16 protein-coding genes and 1 tRNA gene are annotated in these 19,768 nt (G+C 61.3%); 2 read left to right on the plus strand and 15 right to left on the minus strand.

Annotation, left to right across the window (positions count from 1 at the left end):
• Nucleotides 1-113 precede the first annotated feature (113 nt).
• The 14 genes from ET418_RS11250 to radA all read right to left on the minus strand — a co-directional run bounded on the left by ET418_RS11250 (nucleotide 114) and on the right by radA (nucleotide 15,918).
• The gene (locus ET418_RS11250) at nucleotides 114-1,022 is read right to left on the minus strand and encodes a tetratricopeptide repeat protein (RefSeq protein ID WP_149307717.1); all 909 of its coding nucleotides are present in this window, start codon (nucleotides 1,020-1,022) and stop codon (nucleotides 114-116) included.
• The gene (locus ET418_RS11255; protein ID WP_149307718.1) at nucleotides 1,019-1,861 is read right to left on the minus strand and encodes a hypothetical protein; all 843 of its coding nucleotides are present in this window, start codon (nucleotides 1,859-1,861) and stop codon (nucleotides 1,019-1,021) included. The genes ET418_RS11250 and ET418_RS11255 overlap by 4 nt, the downstream gene beginning before the upstream one ends.
• Nucleotides 1,839-2,999 carry an acetoin utilization protein AcuC gene (locus ET418_RS11260; RefSeq protein WP_149307719.1) on the minus strand — a complete coding sequence of 387 codons (1,161 nt, stop codon included), beginning with the start codon at nucleotides 2,997-2,999 and terminating at the stop codon, nucleotides 1,839-1,841. Before ET418_RS11260 ends, ET418_RS11255 begins: the two co-directional genes overlap by 23 nt.
• A 642-nt stretch (nucleotides 3,000-3,641) precedes the next feature.
• A complete protein-coding gene (locus ET418_RS11265) occupies nucleotides 3,642-4,835 on the minus strand; it encodes an MFS transporter (protein WP_149307720.1) in 1,194 nt (397 codons plus the stop codon).
• Between the two features lie 10 nt (nucleotides 4,836-4,845).
• The gene (locus tag ET418_RS11270; protein WP_149307721.1) at nucleotides 4,846-5,274 is read right to left on the minus strand and encodes a hemerythrin domain-containing protein; all 429 of its coding nucleotides are present in this window, start codon (nucleotides 5,272-5,274) and stop codon (nucleotides 4,846-4,848) included.
• A 132-nt stretch (nucleotides 5,275-5,406) separates the two neighbouring features.
• A complete protein-coding gene (locus ET418_RS11275; protein WP_149307722.1) occupies nucleotides 5,407-6,897 on the minus strand; it encodes a hypothetical protein in 1,491 nt (496 codons plus the stop codon).
• A gap of 63 nt (nucleotides 6,898-6,960) precedes the next feature.
• Entirely contained in the window at nucleotides 6,961-7,293 is a 333-nt protein-coding gene (locus tag ET418_RS11280; protein ID WP_149307723.1) for a cytochrome c3 family protein, read from the minus strand.
• A gap of 160 nt (nucleotides 7,294-7,453) precedes the next feature.
• On the minus strand, nucleotides 7,454-8,878 hold the full coding sequence (locus tag ET418_RS11285; protein ID WP_149307724.1) for an FAD-dependent oxidoreductase: 1,425 nt from the start codon (nucleotides 8,876-8,878) through the stop codon (nucleotides 7,454-7,456).
• A 304-nt stretch (nucleotides 8,879-9,182) separates the two neighbouring features.
• Nucleotides 9,183-10,598, minus strand: a complete 1,416-nt coding sequence (locus tag ET418_RS11290; protein WP_149307725.1) for a sigma-54-dependent transcriptional regulator — start codon at nucleotides 10,596-10,598, stop codon at nucleotides 9,183-9,185.
• The gene (locus ET418_RS11295) at nucleotides 10,595-12,367 is read right to left on the minus strand and encodes a transporter substrate-binding domain-containing protein (RefSeq protein ID WP_149307726.1); all 1,773 of its coding nucleotides are present in this window, start codon (nucleotides 12,365-12,367) and stop codon (nucleotides 10,595-10,597) included. The genes ET418_RS11290 and ET418_RS11295 overlap by 4 nt, the downstream gene beginning before the upstream one ends.
• 250 nt (nucleotides 12,368-12,617) lie before the next feature.
• A tRNA-Ala gene (locus tag ET418_RS11300) sits at nucleotides 12,618-12,693 on the minus strand.
• Between the two features lie 13 nt (nucleotides 12,694-12,706).
• Complete coding sequence (locus ET418_RS11305) at nucleotides 12,707-14,080, minus strand: GAF domain-containing sensor histidine kinase (protein WP_149307727.1); 1,374 nt, start codon at nucleotides 14,078-14,080, stop codon at nucleotides 12,707-12,709.
• Between the two features lie 41 nt (nucleotides 14,081-14,121).
• Nucleotides 14,122-14,478 (minus strand): RNA polymerase-binding protein DksA, encoded by a 357-nt coding sequence (gene dksA / locus ET418_RS11310; protein ID WP_149307728.1) that lies wholly within the window; start codon nucleotides 14,476-14,478, stop codon nucleotides 14,122-14,124.
• 90 nt (nucleotides 14,479-14,568) lie between these two features.
• Nucleotides 14,569-15,918, minus strand: a complete 1,350-nt coding sequence (radA, locus tag ET418_RS11315; RefSeq protein ID WP_149307729.1) for a DNA repair protein RadA — start codon at nucleotides 15,916-15,918, stop codon at nucleotides 14,569-14,571.
• 161 nt (nucleotides 15,919-16,079) lie between these two features.
• Here radA and ET418_RS11320 point away from each other — a divergent pair, with 161 nt between their 5' ends.
• Both ET418_RS11320 and ET418_RS11325 read left to right on the plus strand, forming a co-directional pair.
• Nucleotides 16,080-17,669 (plus strand): HEAT repeat domain-containing protein, encoded by a 1,590-nt coding sequence (locus tag ET418_RS11320; protein WP_149307730.1) that lies wholly within the window; start codon nucleotides 16,080-16,082, stop codon nucleotides 17,667-17,669.
• A gap of 2 nt (nucleotides 17,670-17,671) precedes the next feature.
• Nucleotides 17,672-19,051 (plus strand): HD-GYP domain-containing protein, encoded by a 1,380-nt coding sequence (locus ET418_RS11325; protein WP_149307731.1) that lies wholly within the window; start codon nucleotides 17,672-17,674, stop codon nucleotides 19,049-19,051.
• Nucleotides 19,052-19,071: 20 nt separating this feature from the next.
• On the opposite strand, the gene ET418_RS11330 is transcribed toward ET418_RS11325, so the two are convergent.
• A complete protein-coding gene (locus tag ET418_RS11330; protein ID WP_149307732.1) occupies nucleotides 19,072-19,686 on the minus strand; it encodes a HEAT repeat domain-containing protein in 615 nt (204 codons plus the stop codon).
• Nucleotides 19,687-19,768: the final 82 nt, after the last annotated feature.

Consider the following 19,768-nt stretch of genomic DNA (forward strand, 5'->3'; position numbering starts at 1 on the left):
CGCCTAGTCCTTTTTATTGCTCCGCCGCATGTCGCTCAAGACCACGCAGACGAAGATGACAATCAGGATAAATCCTATGAAAATCCAATCGGCGATACTGAATCCGAATAACATTACGCGCTCCTCCTGAATGCCTCTGCCGCCTCGTTCACCATGCCCATCTCCTGGTAACAGGTTCCCAGCAGGTAATAGACCTCGCCCATGGGGAACTGCTCGACAAAAGAGGGGTCTGCCAGCACATCTTCAATAATGGCGGCCGCCTCCTCAGTGCGCCCGGCTTGGCGCTCCTCCAATGCCGCCGACAGGGCCGTCAGATAATCCAGGGGAGGGACCAGCGGGAGCTTGCCGGCCAGAATCCCGGCGATACGCGCCTCAAGCCGCGCCCGTTCAGTCGCCGCCAACCCGGCCAGCGCCTCGCCCCAGACTTCGGCCGCCTGATCGTAGCGTCCGAGGATGTAGAGCGCCTCGCCGTATTCATAAGCGATATGGCCGTCGGAGGGGTCCAGCGCCATGGCCTTCTTCAGATGTTTTTCCGCCCCGTACCAACTATCCACGGCCTGACGCAGCGCGGCGAGGCGCGACCCCTTGTCGGCGTAGGTCCGGGCGATCTCCGCCTGCAGGCCGGCATTGGTGGAGTCGAGCAGGGCAAGAATCTTGAGGGACGTGATCTTGCGATCCAGATAGGGGGTATCGACCTCCTTGGCGTCCAGCATGACGATCTGCCCCCCCAACTCGGAAACGATATGGGGATAAGCCTCCTTCAGTACGGCGGCATACTCGGCCGCATGGGCGCATTCCGGGTCGAGTCGCAGCGCCTGGTAGATGCCCCGGCCCACCGTGTCATAGTCGGGCGCCCGTTCCTGTACCGATGCAAGATCCTCGTCCAGAAGCGGAATAGGGGGTTTGTCGTCCCAAGGAATGGCCACCCGGCCGTCGCGTCCCCTGAGCGTATAACCGGCCGGCGGTGTGACGTAGCTGATGCCCGAGAGGGGTGTGGTTGTTGAAACTTCCGCGCTGTTCATCTGACTCCTCGCTCCCTCCCGGGAAAGGTATCTATGCCGGCATCGACGCCGATCACCTTGTAGATCTGCACCTCATCCCACGGCTCGTCCAGAACGCCGTCGTGGATGGCCCAGCTCCGCCCCCGCACCGTGCGCTCCATGCCCGGCATGCGGAAGGGGGTGGAACCGTCCATCCGGGCATGATAGCGGCCGCCGGGCTGAAACTCCCGGTCGATCTCCAACATCAGGCGTGTGCCCCGCAGATAGTCGAAACCGTATTTTTCATAGCGGATGGCATTGTCGTAGCTCAGCGGCTCGGCCACGATCATCTCCATCCCCAGGGCATCGGTGAACCGCTCCAGGAGCGGAAAGAATTCGGCGAACAGGCGCAGCCCGCGGCGGGTCTGGTTGGGAAACAGCCCGTCCTCCATGGCGCGTAACTCTTCGGGCAGATTCCGCCCGCGGGAGGCAAACCAGTTCCTCCTGCCGCTTTCGTCCACATCCACATCGTATCGGGGCGCTGCCGGATCGCAGATGATGCAGAAGGAAAGCTCCATCTGGTGGTACTGGGTATCGGCCAGTTCGAGGAAAAATGTCGTATCCGCATCATCCGGCCGGGCGCGGACCTCGATACGCATGAGCGCAAGCCCAGCGGGCGCAATGATGCTGGTCAGGCGCTCCCCTGCCGTGGTATGGAGCCCATCGGCGGCCAAGCCCAACAGCCCGCGCAGGCGCAGCGGCAACAGCGAAGCGTACAACAGCTCTTTTTCCGGGTCATCCAGCCGGTTGATGGCCAGCAGCGACCGCAACGGCCGACCGGCTGTATCCAGTAACTGGCTATTTCCCGGAAGTTTTGCCATAGGTTCCAATTATACCAGGAAAGATGGCCGCCCTGATCCGCGCAATACTCTTTTCCACCGCATCCAGGGCCAAGTTGCGCTCATACTCCTCGGACCAGTGCATGGCGTCCAGCAGGGCCCGGTGGGGATACCCCAGCGGCTCGATCTTTCGCACAAAGGCCGCCGGCAGGCGGGGGTTGAGCTCGACGCCGTTCATAACCGCCCAGGCGATGGTCCAGGCCCGGGCCGTGTTCATCAGGTCGTAGCCGCCTCCGCCCAGTGCAACCCAGGGGATCCTGAGCGCCTTGAGCTTGCGCATGATATAGCCGTAGCTGTGGGTCGTGATCTCAAGCTGGGTCAGCGGATCGGTGCGAAACGCGTCGGCGCCGATCTGGGTGACGATGACATCCGGGTCATAGGCGGCCATCAGCGGATAGGCCACTTCATCGAAGGCCTTCATGTAGAGGGCATCGTCGGTGTGGGCAAGCAACGGTACGTTCACCGAATAGCCCCGCCCCCGGCCGGTACCGGTTTCATTCTCGAAGCCGGTCCCGGGAAAGAAATAGATGCCGCTCTCGTGCAGCGAGATGGTAAGGACCCGGTCGCTGTCGTAGAACCCTTCCTGCACCCCGTCGCCGTGGTGGGCGTCGATATCCAGATAGACAACCCGCCGCCCCCGGGCCACCAGCCAGTTGATGGCGAGCACGGCATCGTTTACGTAGGAGAAGCCCGAGGCCTTGGCCCGATGGGCGTGGTGCCAGCCGCCGGCCAGGTTGAAGGCGATGTCGAACCCCTCTTCCTCCACCAGGCGGGCCGCCTCGAAGGTCGCACCGGCCCCCAATGCCGCGCAATCGTACAGCCCCTTGAAGACAGGACAGTCGGCATCGCCCAGGCCGAAGCGGAAATCGGCCCGCGGTTCGTCGGAGGTGCTGAACTCCTTGAGCCGCGCCAGGTATTCGGGGGTGTGGAAGCTCAACGCCAGTTCATCGTCGATCGGCCCGCAGCCGCGAATTTCCATGCCCGGCAGTTTCAGCAGACCGTAAGATTCCATCAGGTCCCGTACGACACGATAGCGCTGCAACTTGAACGGATGGTCATCCCCGTAGCTGAAGTTTCCGAACAGCGGCGAGTATATCAGGGCGGTGCGGGTGGCCGACACGGCGTCTCCTCTGCGACATGACACGCAAGACCCCGGTATAATGCCCTATTTTTTAGCATTCGTCTATGGGGAAAGCCGAATAAATCCGGCTCAATCTGGATACCTCTGCAACGCGGCCCCGTTGACGCGCGTCAGCCCAAAAGCCTCGCGCACCTAGCGGCGAAGGAATCACAAAAAAAGCCGCACAAGAATGGCGGCTCGTAATGGCTGTAGAGATTGTGCGCTGCCGGCAACCCGGCGGGTTGCGCTGCCGGACGCCTAGAAGTGAAATGTGATCTTGGTTTTGGGGACCACGCCGCGCTCGCGCTTGAACATGCAGGTTGGAGAGCAATAGAGGAGTGCATCGGGGAGGATTTCTCCGTCCATTATCTCCATCAGATAGCCTTTGCTGTCTACCCTGACGGAATAAATGCCATTGCCGTCCGCTTTGACGGTACTTCCGCAATGGCTGCAGTGTTCCTCTGTGAACGCCATGGTGGCTTAAATTATGTCACCAATCAAAACCGTGTGTCAAGCACGTAATATAGTAAAAAATAGCACTAATTTTACTGTGCCTTCATCCAGAAACTTCGCATATCGAGCCATATCGGCCATGAAAGGAGGCCTTCAGCGGGTCTGGTGCTTATGAGAACAGGGGCGTTGTTATCCGGCAGTGCTGTCCACCGTACCGCCGGACCATGTCCGTACGTTGACCATAAACAGCCCCACCGCCCCCAGCCCCATGGCCCCGGCGGCGTAGAACACCGCCGTCAGCCCCAGGGTGGTCTGCAACCCCGCGCCCAGCAGCGGCCCGGAGATGAAGCCCAGGTTCAGCACCGCGTTGAAGGTGCCCACCGTTACCCCCATGCCGTGGCGGCTCCCCTCCTCCACCAAGAGCGCCGTACTGGCCGGCTGGGATAGGACGCTGAACAGGCCGATACCCAAACCCAGGGCCATGATCTGGGAGAACCCCACCGCCACGGGGATCAGGAAGTAGAGGAGCGAAACGATGGTGCCCCCGGCAACCACCAGGGATCTGCGCGGCGCACGATCCGAGAGCATCCCCATGGGACGCAGCAGCAGGGTCATCACCAGGGTGGAGGAGGCCATGACCAGTCCGGCACGGCTGCCGTTCAGTCCAAGTTTGCCCGTGAGCATGATCGGCAGGAAGGCGCCCAGGAGGGAGATGCTGCAGGCACGACCGAAGATGAAGGCCAGAAGCCCCCGCAGGGAGCTGTGGCGGGTGACGTTCAGGATGTCCCTGAGGCGTTCGCCTTCGTGTTGTTCCGTTTGCCGGGGAGTGCTCTTGTTGCCGGGGATGGAGACGAGGGCCACGACAAGGGCGATGATGCACAGGAGGGTGAGGGTGGCGAAGATCCCCCGGAAGCCCCACAGGTCCTTGAGCATGCCCCCCACGATGGGGCCAGCGCTCAGGGCGCCGTAGAAGGAGATGTCGAAGGTACCCATGACCGTGGCCCGCTTGTGGTCCGTGGTGCATTCGCTCACCAGGGAGACCACCACCGGGCGGAACATGGCGCAGCCGATCCCCTGGAGCAGGCGCAGGAGGATGATGAGGGTAAGGCTGGTGGTGAAGAGGTAGCAGACCGAGACGAACAGGTAGAGGCCGAGACTAATGGCGGCGATCCTCCTGCGGCCGATGCGGTCGGCCCAGGCGCCCATGAAGGGGCTGAGGATGATCTTGGAGAGGGAGTAGAAGATGAGCGGCAGGCCCAGGAGCAGCCCCCTGGCCCCCAGGCTGAAGACGTAGAGGGAGAAGAAGGCGTCGGCGATGCCGAAGCCCAGGGTGATGGCGAAGTTGATCAGGAACAGCCCCCGGAACAGGGTGCGGGTCTCCATGGTTTCTCCCTTAGGCAGCCAGGTATGCCTCGAAGGCCCGGTCATGGACATGGATATGCTCCAGCCAGAGCAGACGGATATCCGCCAACTCGCCGGGCAGCACCTCCAGGCCCTTGCCGTAGCGGCGGGCCAACTCGGCGGTGTTGCCACAGAGAAACTGGTGGTGCAGGCGATGCCGGGTGGTCTGGGGGAAGCCCACCAGTTCCATGTAGCTGTTCTCCGAGCCGATGTGCTCCATCATGACCTCCTGGAGCCGGTCCAACGCCCGGGTGAGGTCGACGCCCGGTTTCTCCCGAACCAGCGCGATCATGGCGTCCAGCTGGCCGATGATGCTCCGGTAGCGGCTGTCGCAGGCGAGTCTTCTCTCGGTAAACTCGTGCGGGACGATCAACATGTCGTGCCCAAGGGTGGTGCATTGTCCGTAGGTATGCAGTTCCATACTTCGTATCCTTTTGTTGCAAGGGTAGAAAGAAGGCCCGTGGAGGAAGGAGGGAGAACTCCACGGGCTCCCGCTACCCCGGCCGGGGTTCGGCGGCCCCGACCCGGGCTTGAAACACAGTATTGACTCTCGCTAGAACTTGAAATTCACCAGCAGGCTCGCCAAGTACGGGTTGTCCGGCGTTTTGCCGTTGGCCGCCAGGTTCTTGTAAAAATCCCCGAGGAACACGTAGGCAAAGCGCGGTGTGATCGTCAGATTTTCCTTGGCCCTGAACGGCAGGGACACATTGGCTTCCGTGCCCAGATACTCGCCCGATGCGGCAACAATCTTCGAGTTGACGCTTTCCACGGCCCCGAAACCGGCGTTGACGTTCGCCGTCAGCCGACTGGTCAAGGGCAGTTCGTAGCCGATGACGCCCAAAACGACCCCCATACCGGCATTATTGTCATAGAAGAAGGCATTGTTCCTGCTCATGACCAGAGAATCGCGGCTCAGAATCTGCAAGCCGCTGCAGGTGTAGCCGGCTTCGCCGCCGATGACGGCAAAGGAACTGGTCCGGCCCGAAGAAGTGCCGCTGTCGCCACTCATGTAGAGAAATTCCGACTTGACGGTGCCGGGGCCCGCCTTGACCTTGGCCCCCAGGTTGCCGGCAAAGGCATAGATATCCCGGTCGGTGGTCCTGCCGATCTGATAGACGAAGAAACCGTCGATCTGGGCAGGGCCGAACTTGCCTTTTGCATTTACCCCCAGCATGTGCACATTTTCACGATATTTGGCCGTGGCGTTGGTGCTGGAGAGTTTTTTGGCAATGTCGCTGTACAGCAGGTAATAGCTGGCACCCACCGTGACGTTGTTATTGATGTCGTATTTGGCATCCAGTGTCCAGAAATCGGCGGACACATCGCCGTAGGCAGCGCCGTTTGCCCCATTGGTATTTGTTACCGCCAGTCCTCCGCCGAACAGATTGCCGTTGGTGTTCGGCGTGGGCTCCCCGTTGCCGGTATAGTCGGTGGTGGCGGAATAGCTGTTCAGGTTGCCGTTGTCGGCAAAGCGGGAGAAGCCCACGGTCAGGGTCGTTGCGCCGATTTTGGAGGAGAGGATGGCTGCGGCGGCATCGTTATCGAGGATGATCCCTTTGTAGCTGTCGGCCACCGGCTGGATACCGAGCCTACTGTTGACCGGCACGCCGACGAGGTTGAAGGTGTAGTCGAGGTAGGCCGACTTGGTGCGGAGATTGACGTAATCGGCCCCCACGGCCCCACCGCCGGAAATGCCGGCGCCGTAGTTGTTGTCGCCCCAGCGGGAGTTGATCTCAAAATTCGTTACCAGCTTCAACTCTTCATCGACCCGCGCGATATACATGAGGCGGAGACGCTGATCGAGAAAATTTGCCGTTGCCGGGTGCTGTTCCCTGATATTTGCGGTCTTCGGGTCCTGGGCGAACATGTTGGAGCCGTTGTAGGTATAGTAACTGGCCGCTTGGGACCCCAGGTAGTTGCTATCGACGGCGGCCAGGCGATACATGCCGTGGAACTCGTTTTCCAGCGCCAGCGCCGAGGTGGTGCCCGCAGCCGTCAGGGCACAGGCCAATAACGCCGCCATGATCTTATTTTTACGTCTCACGTGCCGGTCTCCTTTCACCATTCAGAAGCGATTAGATTGTTGATTTGCGACGTTTTGCCGTGATTATTTTTTGTGGCACTGATCGCAGTAAATCTCTAAGGCTTTATGGCCATGGTGGCAGTTGTTGCAGTCTAGGTCAGGATAATGTCCGTCATGCGGGTTGGGATGCAGTTTCATCGTCCTGGGGGACAACTTGAGCTTTGCGTACGAGTCGTGGCAGCTCAGGCATTTGTCCATATCGACGCCATCACTTTTGTCCTTGTCGCCGTGGCAGTCCTTGCAGTCAAGCCCTGCCGCCTTGTGCTTGTCGGCCAGGAAGTCCCCGGAAAATGCCGGAATACCCGCAAAGCACACCGCACAGACCGCGGCAAGTATCATTATGGTTTTGCTTTTCATATCGTTTCTCCTTTTGCTTCGTGCAGAACGGGGCCATCCGATGCACTATCGTAAGATCAGGGGCTATTGACGGTTCCCTCGGCATACACGCCGAGGGAACCTTTGCCGGTTGCCGCTTTACTCGTTGCCTGCAAGAGTTTTCGTGCAGGGAAGAGCGTAATTACTTCAGTTGAGCCGCATTCACACCTGCGATACGGCCGAAGACGAAGATGGCGGCCAGGGAGTTGCCGCCGGCCCGGTTGGTGCCATGAATGCCGCCGGTGACCTCGCCGGCTGCAAAGAGGCCCGGGATGGCCTTGCCGTCCAGGTCGATCACTTCCGTTTTCGGGCTGATGCGCAGGCCGCCGCAGGTAAAGTGGACGTCGGCGGTTTCAATGCCGAAATAGTAGGGGGCCTTGTCGACGGTCTGGGTGAACGTGGTCTTGCCGAAGTCGGGGTCCTTTTTGTCCTTGGCGTACTGGTTGTAACGGTCGAGCGTCTGTTGCAGGACCGCAGGATTCACCTCCATCTTCCGGGCCATCTCTTCTACGGTGTCTGCCTTGAAAACGATCCCCTTTTCCAGTTTCGTCTTGAGGCTGGCACCCTTGATGGATTGGTCGTCGGTGATGACCCACATCTTCTGGCCACGCTGGCTCAGGATCGCATCGGCAATGGCGTCACGCCGGCCCCCTTCGTTGACAAAACGCTTGCCGTCGAAGTTCACGAAGATGTCACCGCCCACGTAATCGATAACCCGGCCGCCGGAGAAGGGGATCAACTGGATGTAATCCATGCCCACATCGTCGGCACCGATCTTTTTGGCCATGATGATGCCGTCGCCGGTGCTGCCGTCCAGGGCCTTGCCTTGGGGGTTGGCGGTGGTGCGGAATTTTTCATTGAGGCGGGGGTTGTATTTCATGCGCATGGGGATATTTGCCGTAAACCCGCCGCTGGCGATGATGACGGCCTTTGCCAGGTAGGTATCGGTGCCGCCGGACTTGTTCTGCGCCTTTACGCCGTACACGCGACCTTCGTTGCCGTCCCTGAGCAGATCGACAACCTTCGTATTGGTTTTGATGGTGACGCCCAATTTCTTGGCGTTGTCGTTGAGCACCCTGATGTAGTCCTTGCCGGCCGCGGCTGCGCCGGAGTTGTGGCTGCGCGGATAAAGGCCGCCCCACGCCTCGAATACCCGGTCATCCCATTTGAGGCCGAGGGATTCGAACCACTTGAGCATGTTGGTGGCGTTATCCGCCAGTACCCGTACCACGGCGGGGTCGTTGCGGTAATCGCCGGCTTTCAGGGTCTGCTCGAAAAACAGATCGGGGGAGTCCTTGATGCCGGCCTTGGCCTGCCGCTCCGGGTCGGGGGCGTTGACGGAACCGCCGGAGATGATGGTGTGACCGCCGATGACCGGCAGTTTTTCCAGCACCGTGACCTTGGCGCCGGACTGTGCCGCGCTGACCGCCGCGGCCATGCCGGCCCCGCCGGCTCCGATGATGACCACATCGCTCGTGAACACCCGCCCCGCGGCGAATGCCGTTGTGCCGCTGGCGCAGATCACGGCGACCGCGACTACAATCCTCCACATGCTGTTGAGCTTCATTTGCTTCCTCCTGTCTCGTGTTGTGTGGTACCGGGTATGCCGATATCTATCTGCACGAGTAAGAGCACGGAGGATGCCAGATAGCCCACTAGTTGCAACTATATGAAATTAAATAATTTTTTAAGGATAGTGCGTCTGACGCACGATTCAGGGGCATAACCTGAGGCTATGGCGGATGGGGTGGATACGTAATTAATTCGAGTAATTTCAGGATATTAACATGGGAAAAGCTGAAGAGGCGCCCATAACCCCCGGGCATGGGCATGAGCAATGGTTATAAAAATAACCTGGGGTTATAGCCGCTTCAGCCGCGCAGCAGCTTGAGGCGTTTGTTGAGGGCCGGCTGGGAGATGCCGAGAAGGCGCGCCGCCAGGGTCTGGTTGCCGCCGGCGCGGTTCATGGCCTCCATCACGAGGAATCCGGCGGCATCGCCAAAGGTGGGAAGTTCTTCGAACCCGGCAAAGGGGTTCTGTTTGGCCGCAGTGACGCCGGCCGGCCCGGTGTCTTCCTGGGCGCGCTCAATGGCACTGACGAACGGTTCCATGGTGAGCATCCGGTCGTTGTGTACGCTGACGGCATCATAGACCATGGCCTTGAGTTCGCGGATATTTCCGGGGAATCCGTAGGTGGTGAGGTACTGGGCCAAGCCCTGGGTCGGGGTTGGCCTTTTCTTGCCCAGGGCGCTGGCCGCTTCGGTCAGAAAGTGGTTCAACAGAAGGGGGATATCGCCCTTGCGCTCCCGGAGCGGCGGGATACGGACCTGGTGGGTACGGAGGCGGTAGTACAGGTCCCGGCGGAAAGAGCCTTCGGCCTCCTTTGCCGGAAGGTTCTGGTGGGTGGCGACGATAATGCGCGCCTTGAGGCGCTTGGGCCGGTCACTGCCGAGGGGAAAGTACTCCCCCTCCTGGAGAAGGCGCAGCAGCTTGACTTGGGAGGCGATGCTGAGATCGCCGATCTCGTCAAGGAAGAGGGTCCCGTTTTCGGCTTCCTCGATCATGCCGCGCCTCACGGAATCGGCGCCGGTAAATGCGCCGCGCACATGCCCGAAGAGCGTATCGGAAAAGACGGCGTCATCGAGGCCCGCCACATTGACCGTGACCAGCCTCCCCCGGCAACCGCTGAGGCTGTGGGCGGCCTGGGCGAGCAACTCCTTGCCGGTGCCGCTCTCACCGGTGATGAGCAACGGCTGGGGGCTCTTGGCCACCGCCTCCACATAGGTGAACAGCGCCAGCATGGAGCGGTCGCCGGTCACGATAGGGGTGAACGCCTCGGGATGACGCAACTCCCCGGACACGACCCGGCTCGACATCTCATCGTATTCCCGCTGCATCTCCAGCATGCGGACCGCCCGGAGCACCCCGCCCACAATCCGGTCCTCTTCGTCGGTCTTGATGAAATAGTCGAAAGCGCCCAGCTTTATGCAGCGCACCGCGGTCGCAATCTGGTTCATGCCGCTCACCACGATGGCGGTGATCTCGGGATGGCTCTCGCCGATCCTCTTGAGGAGTTCTTCGCCGGTCAGGTGGGGCATGGTCAGGTCGAGGAGCACCAGGCCGATCCCCCCCTTGTCGAGAAGCGGCAGGACTTCCCGGCTGTCCGAGCAGGTAACGATGTTGGTGATGCCGGCACACCCCTCCAGGGTGATCGAAAGCATGTTGAGCCAGGCCGGTTCGTCGTCCACCAGCAGAATCCCGAAGCTGGGATACGGATTTTGGTTCATGTGGTCTGCTCCTCTTGGGCAACGGGGAACGAAAGGGTCACGGTCGTCCCCTCGCCGGGCAGCGAGTCGAACGTCAGGGTGCCGTCATGGTCCCTGACGATCTTGGCGGAAACCGACAATCCGAGGCCGGTCCCCCCGCTCTCCCGCTTGGTGGTAAAGAAGGGATCCGTCAACCGGGACATATACTCGGGGCTGATCCCTACCCCCTCGTCCCGCAGGGTGAGTACCACGGCGGTTGTCGCCCTCCGGTACGCGGTGGAGAGACGAATGCCCCGGCCGGTGTCAGGCAGGGCCTGGCAGGCGTTGAGGATCAGATTGATGATGACCTGCTCGATCCGCTGGGCATTGCCCCACACCTTCGGAAGCCCCTCCCCGTAATCGGCCGAGAAGGAGTTCGTTGCCTTTCGTATCGAAGGGTCGGCAAGACGCACCGCCGTCTGCACCGTCGTATTGAAATCAATGAGCTCTTTGCCGGCGGCATCGTCGCGCCGGGCAAAATCCTTCAGATCATAGACGATCCGCTTGATACGCTGGGCGCCATCCTGCATCTCCGCAAGTATGCGGGGGATTTCGGCCTTCATGCGGGAGTAGGGCAGCCCTGCCACGGTAAAGTCACCATGGTCGCGGTAATACTCCTCGAGGATAGAGGCCGTGTCCTTGTGCGCCTTCACGAGGGTCGGGATACTGAGTAGGATCAGGCCGTTGGGGTTGTTGATTTCATGGGCGACGCCCGACACCAGGGTGCCGAGGGCGGCCATCTTGTCGGCCTGGACAAGCTGTTTCTGGTTGATCTGCAATTCGTGCAGCGCCGTGGTGAGGGATTCGGTCCTCTGGGCAACCAGCCGCTTCAGGGAGCGTGACCAGAGCATAATGCCCAGCAGAACAAGGTGGAGCGGGATGACGGCGATCACCACGTATTTGGCGATCTCTTTCCAGGTGATGCGCGGCGATTCCTGGATACCGAGCCACTTTTCGTGAATTGCCTGATACTGCCCGGTTTTCTTAAGGATGGCCAGGCCTTCGTTGAGGTCGGCCAGCAGTTCCGTGTTGCCCTTTTTCACCGCGAAACAGTACTTGTACGAGACCACGCTCCGCACCACGGGGACAATATTCGTGAGCTTCAGTTCCCGGGTCAGGTAGATTCCCCCCAAAAGCCCTACCCCGGCGTAGTCATGCTCGCCGGAGGCCAAAAGCCGCAATGCGTCGGCCGGGGTGTCGGTGAGGATGAGCTTGCCGACAATCCCTTGCCGGGCCAGAAAATCGTGCATCAGGCTGCCGCGGGCGACAATGACCTCCTTGCCGCGCAGGCCGTCCAGCGATTGCAGGGAAGGCATCCCGCGCCGGGCGAAGATGGCGTGGTTGACGTTATTGTGCGGGTTTGAAAAATCGACGGATTTCGCCCGGTCATCGGTATAGAACATCCCCTGGAGCAGGTCGATCTCCCCGGTTTGCAGCTTGTCCCGCATCTCCGGCCAGTTGCCCATGCGGAACTCGACCTTGAGCCCCATGACCTCGGCCACCGCCTTCGTGAGTTCCACGTTATAGCCCGCCGGCTTGCCGTCCTTATCGATGAATTCGTACGGGGGCAGGTCCCACCCGCCGCCGACGATAATGACGGAGGCCATCCGTTTACCGGTATCGGCACCGGCGGAAAAGGGAACACCGATGGCAAGGATCGCCCCCGCAATGGCAAAGAGCGCCCACAACCGGATCAGGGTCGGCATACGGCGGTTGCGGCGTTCATGATGTCCTTCGGAATGTCGCATCATAGAGGGTTTTCTCAACGAGAGATTTGGACTGCGCCCGACCGGTAACGACATAGCCCGGCAATCAACAGCATCCAATTATTTTGGAATAATCGTCTCTAAAAGGCAAGCGCTCTCATTGCATCGGTAATGAGCAGTCGATATGTGGAGTGGGCAGCTTTGAGGAGCAGGATGATTTGTCTCGGGCGTGAATGGGGAAACGGCCTGAAAAACGCGAGGGCCTACGAACCATATCGTATGCCCTCGGTATATCTGGTGGAGCTGAACGGGATCGAACCGTCGACCTATGCGTTGCGAACGCATCGCTCTCCCAACTGAGCTACAGCCCCAGATTGCATGAATTTATTGTGCTTCCACCTGTGGCAGGGTGACGGTGAACACCGCGCCCCTGCCTTCGTTTCTCGCTTTGATACTACCGCCGTGATTCTGCAGGATGCGGTTGACGATGGCAAGTCCCAAGCCCGTGCCATGGGGTTTGGTGGTAAAAAACGGAGTGAAAATCTTCGGCAGCATGTCGGCCGGCATGCCTCCACCCGAGTCCTGTATGCTAACCAATATGCATTTTTTGTCAAGGGATACTTTTTTGAGCGTCACATGGAGCGAGCCTCCGTCAGGCATCGCTTCGCAGGCGTTCAGCATGAGATTCAGAAAAACCTGCTTGAGTTGATGCGCATCACCAAGGATCGGCCAGGGGCCGTCTTCAAAGGAGGTGGCGAGCGAGACGCAATGGTCCTCAAGGGTCGTAGTGCAGCTGGCAAAACAATCCCTCAGGATATCGCCCGCATCGCAGGCGCTGTAGCAGATGGTCGGTTTGCGGGAGAAAGCCAGGATGTCGGCCAGCATCCGCTCCAGCCGGCCGATCTCCTTCACGATGGTGTCGGCGTAGTGATGTTCGCGGGAAGTGCCGGGAAGCCCCTTGACCAGCCGCCCGGCAAAGCCGCCGATGGTTATGAGCGGATTTTTGAGTTCGTGGGCCAGGTTGGCCGCCATCTCGCCGATGGCTGCCAGGCGTTCGCCGTGGACGAGCCGTTCCCGGGCATCACGCAGGTTGGAGTGGGCCTCCTCGATGCGGTTATAGAGCATGGAATTCTCAACCGCCATGCCGGCCTGGTTGGCGATGAGTTGCAGAAAATGCAGGTCGTCGCGGCCGATCTCCTTGTTCGAAGAGGGGTTGTCCACGACGATGATCCCCAGGGCTTTGTCCCGGGCAATGAGGGGGGCGACGGCAAAGGCCGCGATGCCGAGACGGCGGACGAAATCGCAGCTTTCGCAGACCGGGCAGTCATCCTCCCCCAGTGCGTAGAGGCGGTGTTCGTGGATGACGCGCCGGATAATGGTACAATCCGCGCTGGCCTCGATACGGGTGGCACGGACATGTTTTGAAAAGGCGGAGTCACGCTGGTGGAGAATGGCGTCATCGTCGATATCCCAGCGGCTGCTGAGGGCGTCTTTCCCTCCGACCACCTTCAGCCCCCCGGCGGTATCCCGGGTGACGCCGAGCATGCCCTGCAACACACCCGATTTCTCGTTGCGCAGGAACAGCATCGCCCGCTCGAAGAGCCTGGTGCTGTCGGAGGTGAGAGCGGTGAGGATGAGATGGGTCAGTTTGTTGAGGCGAATGGTGGACAGCATGGTATTACTGAACTGATAGAGGATCGTCAGCTCAACAAGTTGCTTGTGGGATGCGGCCTGTTTGGGAGGGGTGCGGGCTTCCATGTCGTACACCTGCCGCAGGGTATGCGGGGATTGCTGAGTGCCTATTGACGCCGTTCTTTCTCTTCCTCTTCCATTTTGCAGTTGATGCAGAGCGTTGTCACCGGTCGCGCCTTGAGACGCGCTTCGCTGATTTCTTCGCCGCACTCCTCGCAGATACCGAATTCGCCGGCATCGATGCGCTCCAGGGCGTCCTTGATCTTGTTGATCAGCTTGCGCTCCCGGTCGCGGATGCGCAATTCGAAGTTTCGGTCCGACTCCTGGGTGGCACGGTCGGTGGGATCGGGAAAGTTGGCCGCATCGGAGGTCATTTCCGTAACCGTCTTGTCCGCCTCGCCGAGCAGAGATTTCATCTCATCGATCAGAACATTTCTGAAGTATTCAATCTTTTCCGCTTCCATGGCCTGCTCCTGAATTCATATAAATGTACAGATTTTATAGGTTACCGCAGTGCAAGTCCAGAAAAAAATGGTTGCGGGCCGGGCCGGGCGCTATTCCAGAACATGGTTCATGGCTTCCTCAACCGAAGAAACCCCCACGAGCTTCATCTTTCCCTTCTTGAGCCTTTTCAGGTTGCCGGCCGGTAGGATGGCGGTCCGGAAGCCGAGTTTTTCCGCCTCGGCGATGCGCTGCTCCGGCTGGGTTACGGCCCGCACCTCTCCGGCCAGCCCCACCTCACCCAGGACAACGGTCTGGGGTGCAATCACCTTGTCCAGGTGGCTGGAGGCCACCGCCATGATCATGGCTAGATCGGCGGCCGGCTCGTTGAGGCGTACCCCCCCGGCGGCATTGAGAAAGATATCCTGCCCGGCCAGATGCAGCCCGACCTTTTTTTCCAGCACCGCCACCAACAGCGCCAGGCGGTTGTGGTCAACCCCGATGGTGGTGCGGCGGGGAACACCGTAGGACGACTGGCTCACCAGCGCCTGAAGCTCCACCAGGAGCGGCCGGCTCCCCTCCAGGGAGGTGGTGACCACGGAACCGGCCACCCCGAGAGGGCGTTCGGCAAGAAAGAGCTCCGAGGGGTTGTCCACGCAGCACAACCCTTCCTGTTTCATCTCGAACACGCCGATCTCGTTGGTGGAGCCGAAACGGTTCTTGACCGCCCGCAGGATGCGGAAGGGGTGGCTACCGTCCCCTTCGAAGTACAGTACCGTGTCCACCATGTGTTCAAGCACCCGCGGCCCGGCGATGGCGCCGTCCTTGGTGACATGCCCCACCAGAAAGGCCGGGATGTTGTGCCCCTTGGCCAAGAGCATCAGCTTACCGGCCGATTCCCTGACCTGGCTGACGCTGCCGGGGGCGGATTCCAGGGAGGAGGTCCAGACCGTCTGGATGGAATCGATCACCAGCGCCTGCGGCTTGAGGGCCGCGGCATGGGCAATGATGGCCTCCAGCGAATTTTCCGCCAGGACCAGGAGCCCCTGGTGGGAGACCCCCAGCCGTTCCCCCCGCAGCCGGGTCTGGGAGGCGGACTCTTCGCCGGACACGTACAGCACCTGGCCGCCGCCGGCCGCCAGGTTGTTCATGGCCTGGAGCAAGAGGGTCGACTTGCCGATGCCGGGGTCGCCGCCGATCAACACCAGGGAGCCGGGGACGATGCCGCCACCCAACACCCGGTCCAGTTCGACGATGCCGCAGCTTATGCGCGTTTCCGACTGGGACGGCACATCGCAGATCGGTACCGGACGGGAGGTGCCGCCCGCCGGCAGGCTGTGGGCCGGCTTGGCGGCCGCCTCTTCGGCCATGCTGTTCCAGGCGCCGCAGTCGGGGCATTTCCCCAGCCATTTTGGTGACTGGCAGCCGCACTTCTGGCAGGCAAAAACGGTTTTCTGTTTCACGTTCCATCCCCCGATGTTTGATTATGAATGATGTGATCTGGTTGATCTCGCTGCCTGGCTCCCGATGTATCCGGCGCAAAGGTCTGCATTAGGTTTGACAAAAACCCGCAATAATCCGTATAGTATTGCACATTACCCCGGTAATCCACAAGGAACCGCACATGCAAGTCATCACTCCCTCATCGCCACCCGCTGTCCTGCATGCCCTGGGCAACGTCAGCCGGGCGTTGCGTGCATGGCAGTTCTACCCCAAGGGGCACCCCAGCCACAAAAACAGTATCCTCCAGGCGCACCTTTCCCTCCAGCGCGCCCTGGACGGCAACGACCTTTCCCTGCTGTGCGGGCGCGGCGGATTTAGCCTGCCAAACGGAGAGCCGCTCCAGGACGGCATGCACATAGCCGCTTCCCTCTCCTTCGAGCTTTTTGCCCGGCGCGCGCAAAAGATTACCTTTCTCCGCGACCTCTTCCAGGAAGACCTGCTGGACTTCATCAGGATAGTCTCCCTGCCCCCCGACGCCATCCAGGAAGCCGGCGGCCTGGAGAAGGTCATGGGCGGGCACGGCATCCGCACCATCTGGGCCAACGAATTCGATCTCGCTGCCATTGGGGGCAAGCGCCGCGAGATCGAGTCCCGGGGGGTGGTTCCGCCGGGGCTTGACGAGATCGAAGACGCGGACCTGGAATTCCCGGTCACCCCGGAACCTTCCGCCCCCTCAGCCGGAGACGCCGACCCGGAACAGGCGCTACACGCCCTCCTGAGCCGTCTGAGCACGACCGTTGACGAAGACATCTACCCCATGCTCGCCCGCCAGGGCATTATCTGCTGCGAGACGCTCATGGCCCGCCACGAACCGACCGCGGTACTCCCCCTGGCGGAGCTGTTCGCACAGCATACCTCAGATCCGGGGCGCGGGAAAAAGATCATGGCGGTTGCGCGCTTCGGACTTGAACAGCTTGCCGCACAGGAGGAGTTCCTCGAGTTTGTCCTTGAGAGCCTGGGCTCCGTCAACGGGGTTTCCCCCCGGGGCGCCCAGGCTCTCGTGGCTGCCGGCGGCCAGGCGACCCTCAATCGCGCCGTTGAAAAGATGGCTCTGACCGACAATCCGGCCGTACGCAAGAAGCTGATCCAATTGCTGGGGCGCCAGGGGGAATCCGCTGTTGCATCCATCCTCCCCATGCTGAACGACAATCGCTGGTATGTCGTCAGGAACCTGGCCGCTATCCTGGGCGATATCGGCAGCCGGGCAGCGGTTCCCGAGTTGGAGAGATGCCTGCGGCACTCCGACGGCAGGGTTGCCAAGGAGACCATACGCAGCCTGGCAAAAATCGGCGGGCGGCAGGCGGAAGCGGCCATCATCGCCATACTGCGCAGCACCGATGCGGCGTTGTGGCCCCAGGCGATCGCCTCCCTTGGCGGCATGAAGAGCCGCAAGGCCCTTGCCGTGCTGTTGCAGATCGCCTGCGACGACGACCGGTTCCTGCAAAACCTCCCTCTGAAATGCGATGCCCTGGCGGCAATCGCCATGATCGGCGACCGGCGGGCAACCCCCCGTCTCGTACGACTCCTCGAAGGCAGGCATCTGCTCGCGCGGAGCCGTTGGACCCAGCTCAAGATCGCCATTGCCGCTACCCTGGCCAGGCTGGACGACGGCCGAGCCCTGCCGGCCCTGAAGAAAAAGGCCCGCGGCTCGGGAGAGCTGGCCCGCGCCTGCACCGAAGCGCTCGACGCCATCGGACGGGCAAAGGACTGACTATGGAGGAGCTGGACAAACAACTCGCCTTGCGGATGATCACCCTCTTTTCCGGGGCGGTCAAGGGCATCGCCTTCTACCCCGAATCCCACCCCGCCATCCGTCGGCCCCTGCTCGAACTGGACAGACTTTTCGGCACCGCTCTGGCCCAAGCCGGGGAGATTACCTGGGGGGTCATCGACGGCGTCATGTTCTTCGGGAAACATCTCTTCATCACCCCCTCAACCGCCGTCGCCGATCTGACCAACCGGATGATGGAAAAGGAGATCGACCGGATCGTCATGGGGAGCGGACTTACCTTTGACGAGCTCCAGGGGTTCGTGCGCCTTCTTGCCGACACCTCGGCCGGATTCGACGAGCTCTGCGCCCGTATGAAACAGAAGGAAATACGCCACATCCTGGTGGCGCGCCCCACCCTGCCGGAGGACAGGGACGCTGAGGATGGGGAGGAGGGCTACGCCCTGGCGACCTACGGCCAGGCCCTGGGAGCGATCCGGGGCGTCTGCCGCGATATCGAGCAGGGGCGGATCCCCAGCAGCGCCCCGGTGATCGGCGTGGTGGACCGGCTGGTCGGCATCACCATGCGCGACCCCTCCACCCTCCTGGGGCTTGCCATGATCAAGGACTACGACAACTATACCTTCAACCACTGCGTCAACGTTGGGGTGCTGGCCATGTCCCTGGGGGCCGCCTTCGGCATGGACGCGGAGGGCGTCAAGGAGGCCGGCATCGCGGGGCAGCTGCACGACATCGGCAAGACCATGATCCCGAAGGAGATCGTCAACAAGCCGGGCAAGTTATCCAGCGCGGAATTCCATGAGATGAAGCGCCACTCGGAACTGGGCGCCAAGATCATCCGCGAGATGGAAGGGCTCAGTCCCCGGGTCGGCCAGGCCGTGCTGGGACACCACCTGCACTACAACCGCAACGGTTACCCCGAATGGGCCCGCGGGTTCGACTACGACCGGATGATCGACATCATCGCCATCGCCGACACCTACGACGCCATCACCACCCTGCGGGTCTACCAGCACCCCATCACCCCCCGGGCCGCCCTCGGGGTGATGCAGAAACTGATGGGGACCATCCTGGACGGCGATCTGGTGACCCGCTTCGTGGAGATGATGGGCAAGTACCCGGTTGGGACGCTGGTACGCCTGGACAACAACGAGATAGCGCTCGTCCATCGCCCCAACCCGCTGGATGAAGAGGCGCCGGTGGTCAGAATAGTATTCGCACCGGACGGCGCCCGCCTCCCCCAGCCCCGAGAGCAGCGTCTGGTTGAACGTGACGGCTCGAGCTATGCCAGGATTGCGGCGGTAGTGGACCCGCTCCTGAAGAATATCGATGTGGGGAGCCTGATCAATCGCGGGCATTACTGATGGTGGATACCGTCAGGCCGTTATTTTCCGGTGTCGGGTGCCGGGAAGAAGAGGAACTCCAGCGGGAGCAGGCTCAGGGCCGTAGCGGCGGCCTGGCGGGTGGAGGCGTGGGGCGAGGCGAGGAGCGCCGCGATGCGCCCCTCGGACGAAAGATCGCTGAGTTTGGCCAGGGCCAGGGCGGCCTCGGCTTCAAGGGCACCATCCGCCGCTTCCAGAAACGGACGCAGCCGTTCGTACAAAGCCGGCGAGGGGAGAAACCGGGCCACGGCCCCTATCGCCCGCGCCCGGATGGCGCCATTTTCATCATCGAGACGCTCCAGCAGCACCGGTAGTGTGGACGGAACGGCCAGTCGGCCGAGCGCCTCCACGGCTGCGGAGCGGATGTCGGCCTCCGGCCGGCCGGCGCAGTAGACCAGCGGAGCGACCACCCGTTCGCCGCCGATCTCGCCCAGGGCATGGATGGCGGCAACCCGCGCGCCCATATTTCCGGTTTTCAGGGCGTGGAGTATCTCGTCGATGCTGCCGGTGGCTTCCAACCGTTCGATCGCCGTGGCAACGGCATCGCGCACGTCCGGGTCCGCGTCCTTCAGAAGCGGCCGCAAGGCATCGATTCTCGTCCGAACAATCTCGCTCATGACTAAATTTGTAGCAGATCAAGGCCCCCGGCACAACCCCCTTCTTCTGATATATCTTGTCCATGGGTAAATGGTTTGGTAT

This window comes from Oryzomonas rubra, assembly GCF_008369015.1.
Lineage (GTDB): Bacteria > Desulfobacterota > Desulfuromonadia > Geobacterales > Pseudopelobacteraceae > Oryzomonas > Oryzomonas japonica.